This window comes from Terrimonas ginsenosidimutans (assembly GCF_022012415.1).
In the GTDB taxonomy this organism is placed as follows: Bacteria; Bacteroidota; Bacteroidia; order Chitinophagales; family Chitinophagaceae; genus Terrimonas_A; species Terrimonas_A ginsenosidimutans.
Map to the genome: position 1 here is coordinate 159,585 of NZ_JAKLTR010000009.1, position 23,046 is coordinate 182,630.

The 23,046-nt window shown below is 45.5% G+C and carries 17 protein-coding genes, 1 tRNA gene and 1 riboswitch; of the genes, 6 read left to right on the top strand and 12 right to left on the bottom strand.

Going from position 1 to position 23,046, the window contains the following annotated elements:
- Positions 1-31: 31 nt before the first annotated feature.
- Positions 32-2,257, top strand: a complete 2,226-nt coding sequence (locus LZZ85_RS15030) for a DUF4954 family protein (protein WP_237873556.1) — start codon at positions 32-34, stop codon at positions 2,255-2,257.
- Entirely contained in the window at positions 2,254-2,694 is a 441-nt protein-coding gene (locus tag LZZ85_RS15035; RefSeq protein ID WP_237873557.1) for a DUF1801 domain-containing protein, read from the top strand. Before LZZ85_RS15030 ends, LZZ85_RS15035 begins: the two co-directional genes overlap by 4 nt.
- Positions 2,695-2,825: 131 nt before the next feature.
- Here LZZ85_RS15035 and LZZ85_RS15040 read toward each other — a convergent pair whose 3' ends face one another.
- From LZZ85_RS15040 to LZZ85_RS15065, 6 genes are all read right to left on the bottom strand, one after another.
- Entirely contained in the window at positions 2,826-4,919 is a 2,094-nt protein-coding gene (locus LZZ85_RS15040; protein ID WP_237873564.1) for a hypothetical protein, read from the bottom strand.
- 152 nt (positions 4,920-5,071) lie between these two features.
- Positions 5,072-5,296: a hypothetical protein gene (locus tag LZZ85_RS15045; RefSeq protein WP_237873565.1), complete on the bottom strand. Its 225-nt coding sequence runs from the start codon at positions 5,294-5,296 to the stop codon at positions 5,072-5,074.
- A gap of 172 nt (positions 5,297-5,468) precedes the next feature.
- Positions 5,469-6,788 (bottom strand): ribosome biogenesis GTPase Der, encoded by a 1,320-nt coding sequence (der, locus tag LZZ85_RS15050; RefSeq protein WP_237873567.1) that lies wholly within the window; start codon positions 6,786-6,788, stop codon positions 5,469-5,471.
- Between the two features lie 163 nt (positions 6,789-6,951).
- Positions 6,952-7,818 carry a GTPase Era gene (era, locus tag LZZ85_RS15055; protein ID WP_237873571.1) on the bottom strand — a complete coding sequence of 289 codons (867 nt, stop codon included), beginning with the start codon at positions 7,816-7,818 and terminating at the stop codon, positions 6,952-6,954.
- A gap of 143 nt (positions 7,819-7,961) precedes the next feature.
- Positions 7,962-8,033: transfer RNA gene (locus LZZ85_RS15060), tRNA-Met, on the bottom strand.
- A gap of 261 nt (positions 8,034-8,294) precedes the next feature.
- On the bottom strand, positions 8,295-9,008 hold the full coding sequence (locus LZZ85_RS15065) for a head GIN domain-containing protein (protein ID WP_237873575.1): 714 nt from the start codon (positions 9,006-9,008) through the stop codon (positions 8,295-8,297).
- 246 nt (positions 9,009-9,254) lie between these two features.
- A riboswitch (TPP riboswitch) is annotated at positions 9,255-9,355 on the top strand.
- A gap of 55 nt (positions 9,356-9,410) precedes the next feature.
- Between LZZ85_RS15065 and LZZ85_RS15070 the strand changes: the two genes are divergently transcribed.
- Positions 9,411-11,579: a TonB-dependent receptor gene (locus LZZ85_RS15070; protein ID WP_237873580.1), complete on the top strand. Its 2,169-nt coding sequence runs from the start codon at positions 9,411-9,413 to the stop codon at positions 11,577-11,579.
- A gap of 133 nt (positions 11,580-11,712) precedes the next feature.
- Here the strand turns inward: LZZ85_RS15070 and LZZ85_RS15075 are convergent, their stop codons facing one another.
- The 4 genes from LZZ85_RS15075 to LZZ85_RS15090 all read right to left on the bottom strand — a co-directional run bounded on the left by LZZ85_RS15075 (position 11,713) and on the right by LZZ85_RS15090 (position 14,680).
- Positions 11,713-12,018, bottom strand: a complete 306-nt coding sequence (locus LZZ85_RS15075) for a rhodanese-like domain-containing protein (protein ID WP_237873581.1) — start codon at positions 12,016-12,018, stop codon at positions 11,713-11,715.
- Positions 12,019-12,049: 31 nt separating this feature from the next.
- The gene (locus LZZ85_RS15080) at positions 12,050-12,862 is read right to left on the bottom strand and encodes a PASTA domain-containing protein (RefSeq protein WP_237873583.1); all 813 of its coding nucleotides are present in this window, start codon (positions 12,860-12,862) and stop codon (positions 12,050-12,052) included.
- A gap of 103 nt (positions 12,863-12,965) precedes the next feature.
- On the bottom strand, positions 12,966-13,952 hold the full coding sequence (locus LZZ85_RS15085) for a D-alanine--D-alanine ligase (protein ID WP_237873585.1): 987 nt from the start codon (positions 13,950-13,952) through the stop codon (positions 12,966-12,968).
- Positions 13,953-14,332: 380 nt separating this feature from the next.
- Positions 14,333-14,680: a 4Fe-4S dicluster domain-containing protein gene (locus LZZ85_RS15090; RefSeq protein WP_237873587.1), complete on the bottom strand. Its 348-nt coding sequence runs from the start codon at positions 14,678-14,680 to the stop codon at positions 14,333-14,335.
- Between the two features lie 144 nt (positions 14,681-14,824).
- Between LZZ85_RS15090 and LZZ85_RS15095 the strand changes: the two genes are divergently transcribed.
- Complete coding sequence (locus tag LZZ85_RS15095) at positions 14,825-15,823, top strand: acyl-CoA reductase (protein ID WP_237873588.1); 999 nt, start codon at positions 14,825-14,827, stop codon at positions 15,821-15,823.
- A gap of 336 nt (positions 15,824-16,159) precedes the next feature.
- Positions 16,160-17,710, top strand: a complete 1,551-nt coding sequence (locus tag LZZ85_RS15100) for a trypsin-like peptidase domain-containing protein (RefSeq protein ID WP_237873590.1) — start codon at positions 16,160-16,162, stop codon at positions 17,708-17,710.
- Positions 17,711-17,937: 227 nt separating this feature from the next.
- On the opposite strand, the gene LZZ85_RS15105 is transcribed toward LZZ85_RS15100, so the two are convergent.
- Positions 17,938-19,227 carry an alpha-amylase family glycosyl hydrolase gene (locus LZZ85_RS15105; RefSeq protein WP_237873596.1) on the bottom strand — a complete coding sequence of 430 codons (1,290 nt, stop codon included), beginning with the start codon at positions 19,225-19,227 and terminating at the stop codon, positions 17,938-17,940.
- A 187-nt stretch (positions 19,228-19,414) separates the two neighbouring features.
- On the opposite strand from LZZ85_RS15105, the gene LZZ85_RS15110 reads away from it, so the two are divergent.
- The gene (locus LZZ85_RS15110) at positions 19,415-20,638 is read left to right on the top strand and encodes a 4-hydroxy-3-methylbut-2-enyl diphosphate reductase (protein ID WP_237873598.1); all 1,224 of its coding nucleotides are present in this window, start codon (positions 19,415-19,417) and stop codon (positions 20,636-20,638) included.
- 750 nt (positions 20,639-21,388) lie between these two features.
- Here LZZ85_RS15110 and glgP read toward each other — a convergent pair.
- Positions 21,389-23,041, bottom strand: a complete 1,653-nt coding sequence (glgP, locus tag LZZ85_RS15115) for an alpha-glucan family phosphorylase (RefSeq protein ID WP_237873600.1) — start codon at positions 23,039-23,041, stop codon at positions 21,389-21,391.
- Positions 23,042-23,046 lie beyond the last annotated feature (5 nt).

Sequence of the window (23,046 nt, forward strand, 5' to 3'; positions counted from 1 at the left end):
GCCCGAAAAGGCCGGGATTAAACTCATTCCCATGAACAAGATCAACAAAATCCCCGTAGCACGGCTCGGTTACAATTTCATTACCGCTGAATATCTGCCGGAAGGAGAAAACGAATACTATCTCAGAGATCAGCAATATACCGGTGAACGCAACTGGCGAAATCTTAATGATAAGGAGATCAGCCAGCTGACCGCCAATGGAAACATGGCAGACAACTGGAATAACATCCTCGTATCAGAAATTTTCGACGTCTCCCTTGTCAGAAACTGTAAGTTTTACGGATTGGTGCGGATTGGAAAGCTTGAACCATATTCGCTCGAGTTTCATGATGTGAGACTGCCCGTTGGACTATACAATAGTTTGATCATCAGCTGCGACTTCGGAGATAATGTCATCATAGATAACGTGAACTATCTCAGCCATTACATCATTGGTAATGAAGCCATATTGATCAACCTGAATGAAGTCAGCGTTTCCGATCATGCGAAATTCGGTAATGGTATTGTAAAACACGGAGAGAAAGAATCTGTCCGCATCTGGATGGAACTGTGTAATGAAAATGCAGGACGCAGCGTACTCCCTTTTGATGGAATGCAAACCGGAGATGCCTGGTTATGGACCAGGTACAGAACTGATGATACATTGATGCAGAAGTTCCGTGAATTCACTGAAAAGAAATTCGATCTCAGACGCGGATACTATGGGATGGTGGGCGACAGGACCGTGATCAAAAACAGCCGGATCATCAAAGACGTACTCATAGGAACAGATGCATATATCAAAGGCGCTAACAAACTGAAAAACCTGACCATCAATTCATCGTCCGATTCTCCGACCCAGATCGGAGAAGGATGCGAACTGGTGAATGGGATCATCGGGTTTGGATGCCGGGTGTTCTACGGGGTAAAAGCAGTACGCTTTTTTCTGGCGTCTCATTCGCAATTGAAGTATGGTGCAAGGCTGATCAATTCATTTCTCGGAGATAACTCAACCATCTCCTGTTGCGAAGTGCTGAATTCATTATTGTTTCCCGCACATGAGCAGCACCACAACAATTCATTCCTTTGCGCCGCAGTGCTGATGGGACAAAGCAATATGGCAGCCGGAGCTACAATCGGATCAAATCACAATTCCCGCGGTGCTGATGGAGAGCTGATGGCAGGAAGAGGTTTCTGGCCGGGCTTGTGTGTAAGTCTTAAACACAATTCGAAATTTGCCTCGTTCACACTAATGGCAAAAGGTGATTTTCCTGCTGAACTGAATATCCCCATTCCTTTCTCCCTGGTAAGCAATGATGTCAGCAACGACAAACTTGTCATCATGCCCGGCTATTGGTTCATGTACAATATGTATGCGCTTGCCCGCAATGCCGGCAAATACGACAGCCGTGACAAACGAACATTCAGGAACCAATATCTCGAATATGATTTTCTCGCGCCGGACAGCGTCAACGAAATGTTCACGGCAATGGAACTGATGAAAAAAGCCGTGGGTCAAAGCTGGAAGAAGAAAGAAGGCAAAGTCATCTCTGCGGAGGCAGCTGTTCATAAAGGAGAATCCGTACTGGAAAAGAAGTCATCGTTACATAAAACAAGGGTTCTGATCGATGGAATAGAAAATTCATCCCGGGAAGTTGAATTGATCAAAGTGACCGAAGCATACCACCTGTATAAAGAACTGATCGTTTATTACGGTATTACCCAGTTGATCGGGTTGCTGGAGAAGGAACCAAAACTCAACTTCGACTCGCTTCTCAGGAAACTAAGCAAAGCTGAAAGACACCATTGGAACAATATTGGCGGACAATTGATCCCTCAGCCTACACTGAACCAATTGATCAAAAATATTCATACAGGGAAGATCGGAGACTGGGATGCTGTTCATGAATTCTATCATCAGTGCAGCAACAACTACCCCCTCCAGAAAGCACAGCATGCGTTTGCATCGATGCTTGAAGTAAAAGGGCTTACCGCCGCGGATTTTACGAAAAAAATCTTTCTGCAATACCTGAGCGAAACGCTGGCAACAAAGGAATGGATGTCCAAAGGCATCTATGAATCAAGGGCAAAAGATTACGAAAGTCCTTTCCGTCAGATGGTTTATGAAACTGAGCAGGAAATGGAGAAGGTCATCGGCGAATTAAAAAACAATACGTTCATTCTTCAACAGGAAGCAGAGCTTAAAGCCTTTCGTGAAAAAGTTAAAGAACTGAAAGCCTGGGTCAAAAAGACGAGGCCATCATCCCGCAAAAAATGAGAGGCGTAGACGACTATATCAAATTACTGCCTGAAGGCAGAAAGGAAATATGCGAGAAGATCCGCGAGATGATCTTTTCGCTGGTCCCGGAAATTGAAGAACGGCTCAGCTTTAAAATGCCCTTCTATCATTATTTCGGCATGTTCATGTATTTCAGAAGCACCAAAGACGGTATATCCGTCTGCTTTATGCGTGGAAAAGACCTGGTGGAGTTGTTTCCCGAATTGCAGCAGAATAAGAGAGCGATTGTTGCGTCAGTGCTCATCACGTCAAAGGCAGACATCTATACCTTGAACCTGCAGGAGATCATCCTCACCGCCGCCGCCTGGAACCAGGAAGCAAAAATGCTGAAAAAGCCAATGGTGAATGCAGTAAAGAAGAAGAGCCCTGCGCGAAAAAAAGGAACTCCCCTTAAAGGCAAAAAACGCCAGTATTAAAACTCCCGGATCAGAACGCCGCTGAACCTCTGGCAACACATTATTTCCTGCCGGATTTTCGCCTTCCTGTTAAATAAACCGGGAGGCGAAAATCCGGTAAGGCTGATTATAGATCGATCCTCCTGATAAGATCAGCGAATGAAAAATCCTGACACTTTTTTGTTGCCACCCACAGCAATGACCCGATAAATACCGTTTGATAGAAACGGCGTCTTGATAAATACAACTTCGCCCCGCCTGGATGTTCTGATAGTATGTGAAGCTACGATTGCGCCATTCTGACCAACGATCAGGATCTGAATATCACCTAAAGGGAGATCCGTAATCAGATCAATACCATCCGGCTGTTTTTTGATCACCCGAACAGAATGCGTATCATCTCTCCCGGTATTTGTAATACGTTCCGAAAGATTTGTCTGATAAACAGTATCACCGGATCCGTTCAATACATTCAACTGATAATGATTTTGCCCGGATGGTGGAAAATGATGAATGAAATCATAAGTGCAGCTATTATTGTTTCCTGGCAAAGAGGCCAGTAACTTGAAATGTTCTCCGGGTAGCGCGTGTTGTAACACATATTTAAAGCCTGCGCCGTTGCAATCGCCGGCCTTCCATAATAAATGGACCCGTCCGTTGATGTACTGCGATTCAAAACGTTCGATAAATAGTGGTAAAGGATTTAACTGCTGATTGACCGTTGAGCCCAATGTAAATGCACCAAATTGCGATACCTCTGAAACACTGCTTAAAGTGCCGGTCATATACGGCGGGGACGGCGGTCCGGGAGTATGATCAACGCCCCCTTCACTTACCCATGATCCGTTCTCAAACCGAGACACAACGATAGCGTCAAGATCATGGACAAAACTAAACGGCGAAACAGAGAAGCTGATCCTTCGCGATGAACTCCCCGCAGCCTGGATCAGTTCCCAGAACTCGACATAACTGACATGATTGATCGGGCTCAGACAACTACTTCCCAAACCTGGTAATGACTGAGGGTTCGCTCTCCGGTAGCTAACGATAAACTCATCCGCATCGTCTCCCCCTTCCTCAAAAAATACTGGTGCATAGATCGCGCCAACTCCAACAGGAAATACAAAGGCGCTACGACCTGTTTTCTTTACCGGGCCCTCTACAAAGCTATGGTCGTTTGCGCCGGAGCAGACAGCACCCGGACCAAATGAAAGAAGATTAGATGCGGAGGACCTGATCTTTCCGCTGATAAACTCAAGCTGGTATGGAAGATGCAAAAGCCCCAGTAACGTAATGCCTGCGGGGTTATCGACCATCATCTTAACCTCCTGGATAATACTTCCGCCCCCGGAGATCGTCTGTGCAACACTTCCATTCATAACGATCACAGAACCTGAAGACGAACCAGTCTCCGTGATAAACCCTCTGTTATCGAGATCGCCTTTCAGCAGGACTGTAGCCCTGTTGCTCCCGTTTGCGATATTAAATATTGCACCGGCAGCAATACTGCATTGCCCGTTAACAGTGATCGTATCTACATTGGCGCCATAAGACAACACTGTATTCTCCCGTATGGTTAGTCCTCCGCGGATCAGAAGTGGATTGATCCCCGCGCCGGTATACGTACGTCCCGCGCCGGCACTGGCTGCTGAAAAAACGAGGCGTCCGAAAGTCCGCCCACTGATCGATACCGTATAGGACGCTGTTCCCGGAACATCAAATTCAAAGACCCCTTCTTCTGTACCTGGCAAATCAGACAGCCTGCTCACAAGAAAATCGGTATGCCCCCTTGCTGTCTGGTGAATGTAATGTCCCCCGTTATTGATCCTGAAAAAGCCATTTGCAGTAACACTCAATGGCGTACCAGCCGAAGCTCCGGATGCATTTCTCAGAACAGCTCCGCGATCAAGGATCAGTACATCGCCTGTTCCCGTAAGGATCAAACCAGGTATTGCGGTATTGGTGACAGGGATAATGCAGTAAATAGAAAAATGATCAGCAGGTGTGATCCTTAATGAGATCAATGATATAGCCGTACTTCCTGATGGCAGTGTAACGTTATATCCGGAGAAAAGAAATGTATTATCGAGGATCACTTCGTCACCGGTCTCAGGTAACCGGTCAAGATCCCAGTTGCCGGGAGTACTCCACAGTCCGTCATTACCCTGTCCATCCCACCGAAGAACCGCAGCATAGAGCTGAAAACTACTCAATAATAACCAGGCAACCCACACGCACTTTTTCATACTTCACTTTTTTAGTACTGTCAGCAATACTGCTGATGAAGTGAAGATAGAATCGGCTGAAAGCGAAACCTTGGGAAAAAAACGAAGATTTTGGGTAAAAAAAACCTCCCGCAAGCGGGAGGAAATCTTGTTGGAGTAATTCCTACAATCAATTATTTTTTCAGAGAATCCGCAGCAGCTTTCAGAGAGTCTGCAGCAGCTTTCAGTGTATCAGCAGCCTGAGTAGCAGCAGCTTTAGCTTGTTCAGCAGCTACGCTGTCAGCTACGCGAATAGAATCAGCAGTCTTTTTTGCAGCGTCTTCAGCTGAAGTTGCAGATTCATTGTTACACGCTACTACAACAGCAGCGATAGCGAGCATTGCAAATACTTTTTTCATTGCGATGGGTTTATAATTTGTTCGCAAAGGTAATAGCGGTTTTCAAATAAACAAATCCTTAACAATTTTTTTATTGGAAACCAGTACGTTGATTCCCTGCCTTCCACACCTTCTTCATTGTGCCACAACATTTTCCCCGCATTCCCGTTGCGCATTCAGTCATCACAAAACGTTACTTTTTCCTGAAAAATATTCTCACCGGTACTCCGGTAAGGTCAAATTGCTGGCGAAGCTGGTTCTCCAGGTAATTCTTATACGGCGTTTTTATATCATCGGGGAAGTTGCAGAAAAAGGCAAACGACGGAACGACTGTTGGCAACTGCGTTACAAACTTGATCTTTATAGAATGTCCACGAACCACCGGCGCATGATAATTCTCCACTGCTTTCAGCATCGCATCATTCAGCTGTGAAGTAGGTACTCTGCGCTTACGGTTATCATATACTTCCAGTCCAATCTCGATCGCTTTGAAGATCCTTGTTTTTTCCAGTGCGGAAATGAACAGGATCGGCACATCTGTAAATGGAGCGAGTCTTTTCTTCAGTTCAGCTTCATACTCCTTTGCTGTATTGGTTTCTTTTTTTACAAGATCCCATTTGTTTACAAGTACGACAACGCCTTTACCTTTTCTGGCAGCCAGGGCGAAGATGTTCAGATCCTGTGCGGTGATCCCTTTTTCAGCGTCCAGCAAGAGAAGGCAAACATCTGCTTCATCCAGTGCTTTGATCGCACGGATCACAGAATAGAACTCCAGGTCTTCATGTACTTTTGCTTTTCTGCGGATACCAGCGGTATCTATCAGGATAAATTCTTTCTGAAAGAGATTATAATGAGTGTGAATGGTATCGCGGGTTGTACCTGCGATATCACTCACGATTGTTCTTTCCGTACCCACCAGTGCATTCAGCAGCGAAGATTTCCCAACGTTTGGCTGACCGATGATCGCAAACTTCGGAAGAGCGGCGATCTCAGCAGTTTCTTCGGCTGCATCATCCTCTGCCGTGATCAGCTTTGCTACTTCATCCAGCAGATCACCAGTACCACTCCCACTTGCAGCTGCGATAAAAAATGTATGCTCAAACCCCAGCGAATAAAATTCGGATGCATCCAGCAGATTGTCATTCGTATCTACCTTGTTCACCGTTAGAAAAACCGGTTTGGTACTGCGGCGCAGTACGTGAGCCATAGAATCGTCCAGATCAGTCATCCCGGTATGCGCATCCACCATGAACACAATGGCATCAGCTTCATCCACGGCTATCAGCACCTGCTTGGCGATCTCTTTTTCAAATACGTCATCACTACCCGCTACAAAACCGCCGGTATCGATCACGTTAAATGTCTTTCCATTCCAGTCGGCCACACCGTATTGCCTGTCGCGCGTAACGCCACTCACATCATCCACAATCGCTTTACGCTGTTCCAGCAAACGATTAAAAAAAGTGCTTTTACCTACGTTGGGACGACCAACTATTGCTAATGTGAAACTCATATGTTCGAATAAATAAGTTATTAATGTTCTATGGAGGTGTGGGTACGGTTTAAAAGTTTAAAAGTTTAATAGTTTAAAGGTTGTGCATATAACTGTTAAACTGTTAAACTATTAAACTTTTAAACTTCTAACCTATTAAACTCCTAAACCCCTCTCCTCTTCCCTAATACCCATACTCCTTCAGATGCAACTCATTCTCTCTCCATTTCGGTTTTACTTTCACGAAAAGTTCGAGGAAGACTTTCTGTTGCAGGAATGCTTCAATGTCTTTTCTTGATTCGGTTCCCAGTTTGCGGATCATGGATCCTTTATCGCCGATAATGATCGCTTTTTGCGTTTCCCGGTGAACGATGATATCCGCTACAATCTTCACAAGGGTTGTCTTTTCTTTGAACTCACGAACCTGAACAGCTGTATGATAAGGTATCTCATCCTGTACGAGTTCATATATCTTCTCACGGATCATTTCTCCGACAAAGAATTTTGTCGGCAGATCGGTGATATCATCTTCATTATAAAAAGGATCTCCTTCGGGAAGGATCTCAAGTATCGGCTTCAGGAAGTTCTTGATGTTGATCCCGCTTGTTGCGGAGATGGTAACCGTGCCTTTGCAATATTTCTTTGCAGCGAAGAATTCGATCGATTCCCTGATCTTTTCAGGGCTTGCGCGATCGATCTTATTGATCACTACCAATGCCGGTACTTTTAAACGGAGTGCCTGGAATATAGCGTCGCATTCTTCCCAGCTCTCGTTGACATCAACAATAAGCAATGCCATGTCCGCATCTTCGAGTGCGCTTTTCACGGCCTGCATCATTTTTTCGTGCAGCTTGTACTTGGGTTCAATAATGCCAGGAGTATCGGAAAAGATGATCTGATAATCCTTTTCCGTCATGATAGCTTTGATACGATGGCGGGTTGTTTGCACCTTATGTGATACAATAGCCAGTTTCTCTCCCATCAATGCATTGAGTAAAGTGCTTTTTCCTGCATTAGGACGACCGAAGATATTTACGAATCCAGTTTTCATTCTTATCTATTAAATACACACACTGGGACTCGCAGGTCTTAAAAGCAAAGGAGGTAATCAATCCGTACCAGTTGACTGCAACTGCCCAGAAAACGTAAACGTTTAAAAATCAAAAGTCCGCCATTTAGCGGACTTTTTCTCTGTTGCGAAGGGGAGGATCGAACTCCCGACCTTCGGGTTATGAGCCCGACGAGCTACCGCTGCTCTACTTCGCGATGTATCGTTTACTAAAGTGTAATCTATGTCTCCAATCTAACTCTTCCACATATCCTTCATTCGCGATTGGTTTGCAAAGGTAAGGGCCTGATAAATACCAGCCAAAGTTTTTTTTCTTTTTATAGAAAAAAACCGCTTCCGTGGCCCCATCTCCGCTGGATCAAAAAACTTACCGTCCTTTCAGCCTCACCGATATAAATAAACCGGTGACGACGGAAGGACGGTAACTATATAATTCAAACGTTTGATTCTCCGGTGCGTCAGGAACCACGCTTTACACTGCTGGCACCGCTTGTCCTGATATCCCGGATAGTACCTTCGCCTTTGTAACGCACATCACTTGCTCCGCTTGCGGTAATAGACATTTCTTTGTTCACCTGGATGCGCACATCGCTGGCACCAGAAACATCGGCTGTGCAGTAATCTGCCGCCAGATCGTAACATTTAAAGCTGCTGGCTCCGCTCGCATCGATCTCCAGCCGTCCCACGGTTCCTGTAAGCTTTACATCAGATGCCCCACTCAGGTCAAATGACAGTTTAGTGATGTTCACCTGGCCCGTCAGATCACTCGCACCAGACAGTTCGATCTTTGCCCCGTCTGCCTTCCATACTCCAACGATATCAACATCACACGCGCCGCTGACATCCAGCTTATCCAGCTGCTTGAAAGAAATATATGCTTTCAGTTTTCGATCACCTCTGCCCCAGCCTTTCTTCGGCTTATAATACACCTCCAGCACACCATTTTTCACTTCAACCTTGATGTCTTCCAGGTACTCGCGATCTGAAGCACTGACCGCCACAGACTCTTCATTGCTCTGCGACAGGAAAACATCAAACGCGCTGGAAAGACGGATCACCGTAAAATTCTTTGCTTCTCTTACCTGAACATTCGGGTCTTTGATAGCAGTAGGCTGCGCCAAAGCCGCCTGGCCCAGTGCCAAAAAGAGTAATGAGTAAAATATCTTTTTCATACAGTTTTTTCGATTTATTTAAAAGTATTACGCTTGATGCTTCGCGAAAGTTACAATGAATAATAAATTTCTTAGCTTTGCGCGGTCCTACAAGGCGAAGGACATACGAAAAAGGAAGATAAGTTTAAAAGTTTCAATGTTTTAAGTTTTATAAGTTAAACGCCGCTCGAGAGGCTTGCAACTTTTGAACAATTACACTTTTAAACCCTGAAACTCCTGACCTTGACACCTTCGCCAGGTAGCTTTCAGCGTTTCCCGGGGTGTTTGTGGTGTAAGCCACGATCTGAGATTATACCCGTAAACCTGATCAGGGTAATGCCTGCGCAGGGAAGGAGTCCTACATATGTCCTTTCTACAACAGCATTTCCCTCTCATTTTTTTAACCGTTTAAACAAACAAAAAATGAAGAGGATTGCACTCATCTCATTTTCAATCGCTGGATGGTACGCCGCCTCGGCCCAGCAAAAAGAAGTTACCGACAGTTTCTATGCCCTTACGCCCGTTGAAGTGCGCGCGATCCGCGCCGGCGAAAAAGCCCCGTTTGCAAAATCCAATCTTAGCAAAACAGAGATCGTCAAAAAGAATCTCGGGCAGGATATTCCATTCCTGCTGAATCAGACACCATCCGTTGTTGTCAACTCCGATGCCGGTACAGGCGTCGGTTACACCGGAATGCGTATCCGCGGCACAGACGCTACACGTATCAATGTCACCTTAAATGGAATCCCATACAATGATGCAGAAAGCATGGGAACATTCTTTGTTAACCTGCCCGACTTCACTTCATCTGTCAATTCAATACAGATACAGCGTGGTGTGGGAACATCTTCCAACGGAGCCAGTGCATTTGGTGCAACGGTAAGCTTATCCACGAACGAACTGAACAAAACATCCTATGCCGAGATCAACAACAGCTATGGATCCTTCAACACCTGGAAGAACACGGTCAAAGCAGGGACGGGTTTGATCGATGATCATTTCACCGTTGACGCCCGTCTCAGTCAGATCACGAGTGATGGCTATGTGGATCGCGCAAGCAGCCATTTGCAATCGTTCTACTTATCCGGTGCGTATACAGGTGACAGATCATCACTCCGCTTCAACCTCTTCTCCGGTAAAGAAAAAACCTATCAGGCATGGAATGGCATCCCTGAAGCATCATTAAAATCTGATCGCACTTTCAATTCAAGTGGAACAGATCGCCCCGGCGCACCTTATGATAATGAAACCGATAACTACCGCCAGACACATTACCAGCTTTTCTTTGACCATGCCCTGAGCAGCAAATGGCATTTTAATACGGCTGTGTTTATGACAAGAGGCCTCGGCTACTATGAGAACTATAAAGGCGAAGAATCCTTCAGCGATTATGGCCTGCCGGACCTCTCCATAAATGGCCAGCTTGTAACCGAAACAGATCTCGTCAGACAAAAATGGCTCGACAACTATTTCTACGGGCAGATCATCTCCACTCAATACAAAAGCGATAAACACACCCTTACGATCGGCGGTGGCTGGACTGTTTATGATGGCAACCACCATGGTGATATCATCTGGGCTAAATACGGATTTGACCAGGGCGCGCGGTATTACGATGTAGATGCGAAAAAATCTGACATCAATGCGTATGCGAAATGGCAGTTCCAGTTCAGCAAAGCATTCAGCGCATTTACGGATGTTCAGTATCGTCATGTACAGCACAGCATGAATGGCTTTGCTGACAGACCATCACTCTTTATCGACCGCAAATTCAATTTTGTAAATCCTAAAGCAGGATTGACTTTTTCAAAGAATGGCTGGCAGTCGTATATCAGCTATGCGCTGGGACAGAAAGAACCGAACCGTGACGACTTTGAAGCAAGCGTGACCAATCAGCCAAAGAAAGAGATGCTGCATGATTTTGAAGGCGGTATCGAAAAAAGAGGAACACGTTTCCAGGTTGGTGCCAACCTCTATTACATGTCGTACAAAGATCAGCTTGTTCTTACAGGCATGATCAATGATGTTGGTGCTTATACGCGCGTGAACGTGCCGAAGAGCTATCGCGCAGGCTTGGAACTCACCGGCGGTTATGTGTTCAATTCCTGGTTGAATGCCAATGGCAATATCAGTTTCAGCAAAAACAAGATCAAAGCATTTACAGAATATCTTGATGAGTATAATTCAATCTGGCAATGGGTAGGCCAGCAAACCATCACACACAAAAACACGGATATCGCTTTTGCACCGTCGGTTGTCGGAGGTCTTACGCTGAATGTGATCCCTGTAAAGGATCTTGAATTCGGTCTGATCAGCAAATATGTGGGCAAACAATACCTCGACAATACCCAGAATGATCTCCGAAAGCTCAATTCATTCTATACACAGGATGCACGCGCGATCCTCACTTTGAAAAACAAGATCTTTTCCGAATGGAATATCATCGGCCAGGTAAATAACGTATTCGACAGAAAGTATGAACCCAATGGTTATACCTACGCTTATTTCCTTGATGGTGCTGTCGCTGCGGATAATTATTATTTCCCAATGGCGGGAACGAATTTTATGGTAGCAGTGAATATTAAGTTGTAAGACTTCTCAAAAAAGTAAAAAGTCAAAATTAAAAAGTGAAAAACAGTTCAGAACAGGAAGAAGTTATACTCTTATTCTGAACTGTTTTTTACTTTTTAATTTTGACTTTTTACTTTCCCTGACTTTCGGCTTCCTATCCGATCTTCTCCTGCCAGTACAACATCCCTCCCACCAGGTTCTTCGTATTTGTAAAACCAAGTGTATCCAGGATCAGACATGCCTGACCACTGCGGTTGCCGCTGCGGCAGTATACGATCAATTCCTGGTCTTTGAATTCGTCCAGTTCATCGGCTTGCATGGTCTGGATCTTTCCAAGAGGGACAAGCGTTCCGCCTATATTGAAGTCGGCATGTTCATGAGGTTCACGAACATCAACGATATTTAATTTTTCGCCGGCATCGAGGCGGGCTTTGAGTTCTTCAGCTGTAATTGTTTGCATGATTAAGATCAGTTAAAATAAATAAGGTGTTTTACTCTCCATCCGCTGGAGGTACTATTGATGTATCCGCCTCTGGCTTGTCTTTCTGGAGCCTGATATCTATCATCTGGCCGGAACGGATATAGCGGAATTTCTTATCCTCGTCAAATCGTTCAGGTCTCTGCCAGTAAATATATGCGTTACAGGTATCGGTCACATCTTCTTTCGGGATAACACTGCCGATAGTGATCCCCTGCGCTTCCGCCAGTGTCTTTGCTTCGCAATAGGTGAGCCCGATCAGAACAGGAACAGGGAACTGCCTGTCACCCACGCCATCGCCCAGCACCAGTGCGATCGTACTACCCATACGAACCTTATCGCCGGGACGGATAATATGGCCGTTGTAACGTTGTTCCAGTACGGCATTCTTTGCAAAATCAGGTCGGAAGGTCGTATCACCTACGCGGAGATTTGCATTCTTCAAAGCCATCTCTGCGCTTCTGTAGCTGTACCCGATCAGGTTAGGCATTTCCACATCCGGGGGGACGGCCCGATTGATCGTGAGGTAGACCGTACGGTTCACTTTAACCAGTTCTTCCGCTTCCGGAACCTGCTTCAATACCGATAAAGGTTTAGCTGTATCTATATAAAGTGAATCCTGCACTACTACTTCGAAGCCAGCTTTTTCAAGGGCCGACTTTGCTTCTTCAAAATTCTTTCCCTGCACATAAGGCACAGACATTGCCTGGTTATGATGCGTCAGCCAGTTGAGCGAAAAAATAAAAATGAAAAAGATGATCAGCGCTATCGCGATCGCTGCGAGGATATTGGCCCATAAAGGGCGATGTGTTATGAATTTAAACATTAGGCGATTCTGTGTTGAAAGGTTTAAAAGTTTTACGGTTTAAAGCTTTAATAATTTGAAGGATGAACTTTAAACCTTTAAACTATAAAACTTTTAAGCTTGTTTACTGGAAACATTCCTCTGTCAGTTTTGTATAGAACTCCGTCAGGCTCCAGCCCATGGCTTTCACCTGTTGAGGGACGATGCTTGCTTCCGTCTGACCGGGAATGGTGTTGATCTCTAGCATATGAGGCAAGCCTGTTGCTTCATTGTAGATGAAATCGATCCTTACAACAAACCGGCAATTGAATACTTCATAGATCTTTTTGGCCGCCGCTCTGACCTTGTTGGCAATCTCCTCGTCCACCACTGCGGGTGTCGTTTCGGTTGATTTGCCCTGGTATTTTGCTTCGAAATCAAAGAATTCCTTGCTTGCATCCGCCTTTACTTCCGTAAGGGGCAGTACGATGATATTACCCCTGGTTTTGAACACGCCTACGGTAAACTCCCTCCCCTGTATCATTTCCTCCACCAGCACCTGGTTATCTTCTTTGAAAGCTTTAGCGATCGCCCCTTCCAGGTCTTCCCTTTTATCAACGCGGCTCATACCGATACTGGATCCGCCGTTATTAGGCTTTACAAATACCGGCATTTTCAGTTTATCGGCCACTTCCGCGGCAGGAACCGGAGAATGCTTAAAAAGATGGAGTGAATTGGCGACAGCGATCCCCGCCATCTTTGCTACTGCCACTGTATAACGTTTATTAAAAGTGATGGCAGAAGTTGCCGCATCACAACTTGTATAAGGAATACCGAGTACGTCAAAATACCCCTGCAGCTTTCCGTCTTCCCCGGGCGTCCCGTGCATCCCGATAAAAGCAGCATCAAAGCTGATCTTTTTGCCATCAACCGTCAGGGAAAAATCGTTCTTATTTATCTCCGCTTTCTGCCCGTCCGCTGCTTCATAAAACCATCCCTGCGGGTTTACATCTATCCTGTATACATCAAATAATTCCTTATCGAGATGATTGCCGATCGTCGTGGCACTTTTATACGAGATGACCGATTCTCCCGAGTACCCGCCCGTTACCAGGGCTATTTTCTTTTTCATGATGATATTGTCAATGGTTTTGCGTTACAAATATTGAAGAAAAAACGGGTAAAGGGAAATTAATTTGGTTAATTGTTGTTGAATGACAGGAGTTTCGATCGATGATCGTTCACCGTTGTCCGTTGACCGTTGTACGTTGACCAAACATTTTTCAACCTACTCCTTCTGTAACTGTCGTCCTTTCTTCCGGACAACGGTCAACGGACAACGATCAATGGTCAGAAATAAGAAAGGTGAAGACAGTAATTGTGCTTCACCTTTTTACGACGGGAAATATCACCCGCCAAAATATAAGCAGCTGGGCTGCTTTGTAAATGTGATTCTAAGATAGTCAAAAAACCGGGCCAGGATCCGTACCCAGCCTGTTTTTTATGCACATTTTAAAGGTGCAGCCTGTCTTTTTTAGAAATCAGCTCTTCTACGGTTTCCTGGTACATATCATCCGGAACGCAGCAGTCAACCGGGCATACTGCAGCACACTGCGGCTCTTCATGGAAGCCCTGGCATTCTGTACATTTGTTCGCCGTAATATAGTAAGTATCAACACTAAGCGGCTCATTTTTCTGGTCTGCATCCACCACTGATCCGTCGATCAGCGTAAAAGATCCTTTCACGGAAGTACCGTCAGACACCGCCCATTCAACGCCGCCTTCATAGATCGCGTTATTCGGGCATTCCGGTTCACAGGCTCCGCAGTTTATACATTCATCTGTTATCTTAATAGCCATACAATTATGATTAAGTAAGTTGAGGTTATTTTTGCGTACAAAAATACTCTTTGCCGGTGAATCAACATGACAAAATTTTACACTCCCGTAACATTTTGCTTACAGAAGATCCGCCTCAAACGGTTAACACATAAAAAACTACGAATGAATTTACGACAAAGGATCAGCCTCCTTGATCAACTCGGACAGTATATGCGCGCTGACTCGACAGAATGGATGGATATTAAAGAAAGGGCTTCCCGGGAAAATGGCTGGTTCACACCTGAATTTGTTGAGCTGGCTTGTAAACAGGTGGCAGACGCTTTCCTGCAGGAACAGGTCCTGGATGAATGGACGGCCGCCTACCAATTCCCGGAAGAAAACCCTGCTCCCAAAACCGTCGGCATTGTGATGGCTGGAAACATCCCGCTGGTTGGGTTCCATGACCTCTTATGTGTTTTCATCAGTGGACATATAGCCATGATAAAAACCTCCTCGAAAGACAAAATATTGTTGCCCCACCTCGTCAAAAAACTGGCAGAATGGGATAATTCCATTTCACAGCTGATCGTTTTTGCAGAACGTTTAGCAGGCTGCGATGCCTATATAGCTACCGGCAGCAACAACTCGGCCGGCTATTTCGACTATTACTTTCGCAAATACCCAAATATCATCCGCCGCAACCGGACATCCGTTGCCGTACTCACCGGACAGGAGTCAGGCGCGGAACTGGAACAATTGGCAGATGATGTATATGCGTATTTCGGTCTGGGCTGCCGCAATGTCACGAAACTGTATGTGCCGGCAGGATACGGATTTGAGCCACTGCTGAACGCTTTCAGAAAATATAATCACCTGTTCAATCACCACAAATACAAGAACAACTACGATTACAATCTCGCCCTGCACCTGCTCAATAACAAGTACTATATGAGTAATGATTCGATCCTGCTTGTAGAGGAAAAGTCAGTCTTCTCTCCTATCAGCCAGCTCAACTATGAGTACTACACAGATCCTGTCGCCTTGAAAGAAACATTGACCGGTAATGATGATCTCCAATGTGTCGTCGGATCAGCGTATACTTCCTTCGGAAATGCGCAAAGACCGCGCATTGATGATTACGCAGACGGCGTGGATACGATGGCTTTTTTAAAGGGTATCTGACGAATGGGCTGAAGATCAGCGAGGGGACCGCTGAAGATTCACCAAAAGGATCAGGCTAATGAAAACCTGGTTTTAGGATCATTAAAGTTCACACTGGACGGCAGGCCCTTCCGGGACCTGCGGTCCTCAGCCGGCAGTCTTTCTCTCTTTTAATTCTCCCGAAATGTTAATAAATTTGTGAGGAAGTACGAAAGCCTTAGTAAATGATTTGTTAAACTAAACTATTGGTTCGTAATTCGAAATGACAGTTTGTTATTTTGTATGTCAAAGGCACACTATTTGAAATCAGTAGTAAGACCGAATAAATAACGTACACAAAAAAATAAGGAAAAGAATATGAAATGGAAACAACTCTTGCTGGTGATGGCCGTCAGTGCCACCTCAGCTGTTGGCAGTGTGTGGGTTTATGGAAAACTGAATACACAGAAATCTTCCCTGGTGTTGAGTTCCGATGGCAAGCTGCCGGTTAATTATGCAGGCTTCAATGGCACTGTTACAGGCGCTCCTGCAGATGCGATAGATTTCACCAAAGCAGCAAACGCTGCTGTTCCTGCAGTGGTGCATATCAAAACAAAGATCGCCGCCAAGAAGATCAGCAACGGACTAAGCAATAACCGTGGTGGAAATGGCGGTATGGATGATTTCTTCGATCAATTCTTCTTCGGACCTGGTGGTGGCAATATGATCCAGCCAGAACAAAGGGCATCCGGTAGCGGCGTATTGCTCAGCGAAGATGGATATCTCGTTACCAACAACCACGTGATCTCTGATGGACGTGGTGGTGAAGCAGAAGAGATCACCGTTACTTTAAGCAATAAGAAGTCTTACCCTGCAAAAGTGATCGGTAAAGACGCGAGTACGGACCTTGCAGTATTGAAGATCGATGCAACAGCCCTGCCCTATATGGTATATGGCAACTCAGATAATCTGAAGCTAGGCCAGTGGGTACTGGCAGTAGGTTATCCGCTGACACTTGAAACAACTGTAACGGCAGGTATCGTAAGTGCGAAAGGCCGTTCAATTGGTATCAACAGCCGTCAAAGTAATTCACCTGTTGAATCGTTTATTCAAACAGATGCGGCGATCAACCAGGGAAATAGCGGTGGTGCGCTGATTACTTCAGAAGGCCAGCTGGTGGGTATCAATTCAGCGATCCTTGCTCCAAACGGTACTTATGCAGGATACGGTTTTGCCATCCCTGTAAATATCGTTCGCAAAGTAGTAAGCGACCTGATCGAATTCGGTGATGTAAAAAGAGGCTACCTCGGTATCAACTATAACCCAAGCCAGTCACAGAACGAATCAATGGTGAAACAGGCGGGAGTAAAAGACGGTCAGGGTGTATTTGTGCAGTCAGTTCCTGCTGACGGCGCCGCACTTGCCGCAGGTATTAAAAAAGGTGATGTGATCATAAAGCTTAATGGAAATGCTGTATCAAGCGGCATCGAAATGAGCGGTCACCTTGCAAGCCTCAAACCGGGTGAGAAAGTTCCCGTAACTTATATCCGCGCAGGAAAAGAATATACTGCGAACGTTATCCTGAAAGGTACTGCCAGCAAGATCGACGATGTAAGCAGTGCAGAGATCGTGGGCGATCGCCTCGGACTTGAACTGGAAAACATCGACGCTGCAAAAGCAAAACAATATGAGATCAGCGGCGGGGTGAAAGTGAAGAAGATCAAATCCGGCGGACCATTCTCTGGCACTCGTATGGAAGAGAACTTCATCATTACAACAGTCAACGGCCGTGACGTGAAAAATGCTGATGATATCGGCAAATACATGAGCGATGGCTCAGGACGCCTGAAACTGGAAGGCATTTATCCGGGTTATAACGGTACATATACTTATCAGATAAAGCTGGATGACGGCGATAGTGATTTCTAATCTCCGCATTCATTGAAATAAAAAAAGGCCATTCCGATCACCGGGATGGCCTTTTTTATTTCGATCAGTGGCTGGTCTGCTTAAGCTGCCAGGCCAAAATGTTCCTTCGACTGGCGTGGAAGTATCGCAAAGCGCGCGAAGAAATCGCAGAGAACGCGAAGAAATCATAGCGGGCTTTTCGATCTCTTTGAACGCTGCGCGATACTTCTACGCCAGTTTACTTTAAACTATTTCTCAAACACCACGTACTCCCAGGGTCCAAGTTTAAACCCTGTCCCCACACTTAGATCCCGTTCTTCCTTTGTAAAAACATTACTGTATACACCTCTTACACTATCATCACAAAACCAGAAATTCAGCACCGGCTCAAACGAAAAATTCAATACCACCAGTACCTCCCTGTCTCCATTCTTCCGCAGGTAAACAAATGCACGGGTATCGTCTGAAGTGGCAACCCTGTGCGTTTGCACGGCAGGATCGCCGGCTCTCAATGCCGGGTGTTGCGTTTTCAGCTTCAGCAATGTTTTATAAAAATCATGCAGTTCATATTTCTTACTCCATGGAATGAGATCCTTTTCAAAAAATTCAAGTCTCTTTTGTAATGGCAATTCTTGTCCATTATAAAGTAGTGGCACTCCATTCCAGGTACAACTGAATACAGCCAGCGCAAGCGCCATATCTCCATACTTCTCATACTCTGTTCCATTCCAGCTATTCTCATCATGATTGCTCGTAAACCACGCCCGCATAGAGCTATCACCGATACTGCTATACTGCTTCAGTAATTCATAAAGATTATTAAAAGGCTGCCTTTGCTGGTAAAACTCTTCTGTTTTATGCATCCACTTCCATGCGTAACTGACGTCGAACACTTTTCCATGTTCAGGATTCTGCAACTCATCAAATTCTCCAAGCCAGAATACCGGCTTGACCGCATCAACCTGCGGTCTCGCTTCTTCCCAGAAATCAGCCGTCACCCAGCTGGCAAGATCACAACGATAACCATCAATACCGGTTTCTTTCACCCAGTATTGCATCGCTTCGATCATCGCCTTTCTCAATGCGGGGTTATCGTAATCCAGCTCGATGATATCATCCATGCCGCTCGCGCGTTTGAAATCATTCGTAGCAGGATCCATTTTGTAGTAGTCAGGATGCTTTATTGTCCACCAGTGATCCCATCCCGTATGATTCGCAACCCAGTCGATAATGACCTTAAACTCCATTGACTGTGCTTTCTTCACCAGCTTCCGGAAATCATCCAGCGTACCAAATTCAGGATTGACAGATGTATAGTCTGAGCACGCGTACTGACTGCCCATTGAACCTTTCTTATTTTTTTGCGCGATCGGGGTGATCGGCATAAACCAGAGCGTATGAATGCCCATCTCCTTTAATCTCGGTAACTCTTTTGCAAATGCATTAAATGTCCCTTCTTTCGTATACTGCCTCAGGTTCACCTCATATATATTCGTCGTATGCGCCCATTCTACAGGCCTCCGCGTAGTTTGCTCCATTTGATCCGGATTTTAGTGATGCTCGTGAAGCTAATAACTAATTGCTACCTAATGAAATAAAATTAGCTCACGGTTCTGGCCATTTGAAAGCAGGCCGCTTCCTGTGACCGCCGGCCTTGGGCACCGGTAAAAGAGTACTCTTTTACCTCTTTTTCACTCTTTTTTTCTCTTAGCTTATCTTTGTGGAATGAAAAGTTTCGACGTCCCGATCATCTACCGTAGCCCGCTGATCTCCGCTATCAAGAAAAAGCGTAAGGAGCTTGACAAGCTGAAGAAAGATTTCACGCCCACCCTGCTCGATTTCGGACCGGTGCAGATCTATCTGGCCCGTCATTTCGGTTTCTGCTATGGGGTAGAGAATGCGATCGAGATCGCATTCCGGACGGTTGACGAAAACCCTGGCCGCCGGATCTTCCTCCTGAGCGAAATGATCCATAACCCGCAGGTAAATGCCGACCTACTTTCCCACGGGATCACCTTCCTGCAGGATACTTACGGGAAACAACTCATTCCTTTCGAGGAGCTGAAAGCTGACGACATCGTAATTATTCCTGCATTTGGCACTACACTGGAAATTGAAAAACGACTGAACGATATCGGTATACAAACAGAAAAATACAACACTACCTGCCCCTTCGTTGAAAAAGTATGGAACCGTAGCGAAGCCATTGCAAAAAAAAGTTACACTATCATTATTCATGGCAAACCCGGGCACGAAGAAACCAGGGCAACATTCTCACACGCCGCCAGCAATGCGCCCTCTGTCGTTGTCAAAGACATGAAACAAACCATAGAGCTGGCAGCATATATCAGCGGACACAAACCGGCATCACTATTTTATGAAGAATTCCGGGGACAGCACTCCGCAGGATTTGACGTGGAAAAAGACCTGCAACGCATCGGTGTCGTTAACCAGACAACCATGCTCGCCAGCGATACACAGGCCATTGCCGATTATCTCAAACAGGTAATGATCCAGCATTTCAAACCCGATGAAAAAAACATCGCAGAAAGATTTGCAGATACCCGCGATACGCTCTGCTATGCCACAAATGATAACCAGACCGCCGTCACCGGCATGCTGGACACGGATGCAGATATTGCTATTGTTGCCGGTGGATACAATTCCTCCAACACTTCCCACCTCGTAGAGCTCTGTGAAGAAAAGCTGCCCACCTATTACATCGATACCAGTGAAAAACTGATCTCGGAAAACGAGATCCTTCATTATAATTTTCATACAAAACAGGAACTGCTTACAAGCCATTATCTGCCGCAAAACAAGCCCGCGCGGATCCTGATCACAAGCGGAGCTTCTTGCCCTGACGCTGTGGTAGAAAGTATAATTAAGAAACTGATCAGCTTTTATGGGGAAGCGAAGAGTGTAGAGTCCATAATGCAGCAACTCTGAACGGGGATTCTGTTTTTCTGGAAAATTAATGGGACTGGTTGTTTAAGCAGAGGCCCTGCATAAATTAAATAGTGCATAAAGAAAAGATCCTGTTGATCCTGGCTACTGGTGAAGGTAGTGAGGGTCAACAGGATCTTTCTTTATACCTGTTATTTTAGAAACCGGTGCTGTGCGACCGGGGAGCAAGCGTAAAAGTTTTGGGATGGTTGTTTAAGTGTTTAAAGGTTTAAAAGTTTAAAGTTTTTGCTTTGCTTCGGTACCTCGCCTGATGTAATCAGGCTTGCTGGTATTCTGCAAACGGGTTATTATTACTTGTCCACTTACAAGTCTTGAAGCGATATATGCTCCTTAGATACGACATTCTGGCACGTGAAGTCAGCTGATGTGTTGACTGATGATAATCATTCAGGGTCAAACTTCGCGTGTTTTTGAAATGCTTGTTAGTCGTCGTTAGTTCGTCTCTTGGTCGTCCTTTGGCCGTCCAAAGCTTGACGGGATTTTAAGCAGTGAGAAATGGTGACAAGCTGACAGGCTGAGGGCGATAAATCTTTGAGCGACTGGCTCAGGTTCCCTCCTCCGCTTCGCTACGGTGGAAGGGCCGGCAGAAGTTTATCCGAGCGATGCTCATCCGGAACATTTCAACCCAAGCCATTTTGTAGCCCCCCCAACTTTTCAACAGATCCTGCAGCTGCATTCACCTGATCCAAAGCATTCCCGCTCTGGGTGTGTACTGAATCCTTTATTTATTTATTATTTATATAACTGATCATAATATTCATGTGCCATCCTGTTACTCTCAAACTGGAAGCGCACATCCTGCATGCTGTTCTTCATCACCAGGCGCCATGTTGCATAGTTATCATAGTAAAGAGGAAGGATCTCGTTTTCGAGGATCTCATACAGCTTGTCGAGATCGTATTGATCCTGCTCATGCACTGTCATGTTTGCATAGTCACCTTTTGGAACGACAAAACCATTATGACCGTGATTGATAAACTCCGGGATCCAGCCGTCATCGGTAGAAAAGTTAACAGCTCCATTCATGGCAGCAGTCATACCACTTGTACCGGATGCTTCACGTGGTACACGCGGGTTATTCAACCAGCAGTCAGCAGCTTGTTTCAACCGTTTAGAAAGTGCCAGCTCGTAGCCGATCAGCACCGCCACGTTCTTATACTTTTTGCTGAGATGAACCAGTTGATTGAATTCACTGATCGCCGGATGATCTACAGGATAAGGTTTACCTGCCCAGATGATCTGTACGGGATATTTTGAATTGGTCAGTAGTTTTTCAAAACGCTTCTCATCGGTCGTCAGCATGCCTGCACGTTTATAACCTGCAAACCTGCGTGCCCAAACGATCGTAAACACATCAGGATTGAATAATTTGCCCGTCTGATCTGCCACGATCTCAAACGCTCTTTTCTTCAGGTATTTCTTGCGGTCATCAATACCATAATCATCTCCCGCTTCTCGGAAACGATAAAGTTGCTTATCTGCCCAGTAGCGATAGTTCTGCGAATTGGTGATCGAGATGATCGGGCATACGCCGGGGTATTTGGACCACATCTCCCTTGCCACTACGCCGTGCAGCGCAGAAACGCCATTGGCGATCTTTGCAAAGCGAAGCGCCACAAGCGAATGGTTGAACGCATCGTCATAAATACCGGTGAGCTTTCTGACTTCATCAACCGAAAGACCACAGAAATAACTCATTTTATGGCAGAGGTAAATGTCATGCTTTTCATTGCCTGCTTCCTCAGGCGTATGTGTGGTGAACACCAGGCGCTTTCTTACATCATCAAGGTTTTTGAACTTGTTGTAAAGATAGAACGCAGCCGAAAGGCCATGTGCTTCGTTCAGGTGATACAGCTCAGGATTAAAACCAATAATATCCATCAGTTTTGCGCCGCCAACACCGAGAAGAATGAACTGCGCTACTTTGGTAGCCACATTCGCATCATAAAGGCGATGAGTGATGGTTTGAGAAACATAATCATTTTCCGGAACGTCCGTGCTAAGCAGGAACATCGGAGCCGTTTTGAAGGTTTCCGGATTAAGATAGTATACTTTGATCCACACCGGATGGTCATGTACATTGATCTGGAAACGGATGCCTGTATCTTCCAGGAAGCTGTATTGTTTTTCATTCCAGGCAACATCCAGGGTCTGGTCCTGATGACGCTCCTGGTCATAGTAACCATATTTCCACAGGATGCCGACGCCTACAAGATTTTGTCTCAGTTCATACGCACTACGCATATGGGATCCGGCAAGAAACCCAAGGCCACCACTATAGATCTTCAAAGGCTGGTGAATGGCAAACTCCATTGAGAAGTAGGCAACACGTTTTGTATAAGGCTGTTCAGCAGGGTAAGGGACAGTAAAATTGTTAAAACTCATATTGT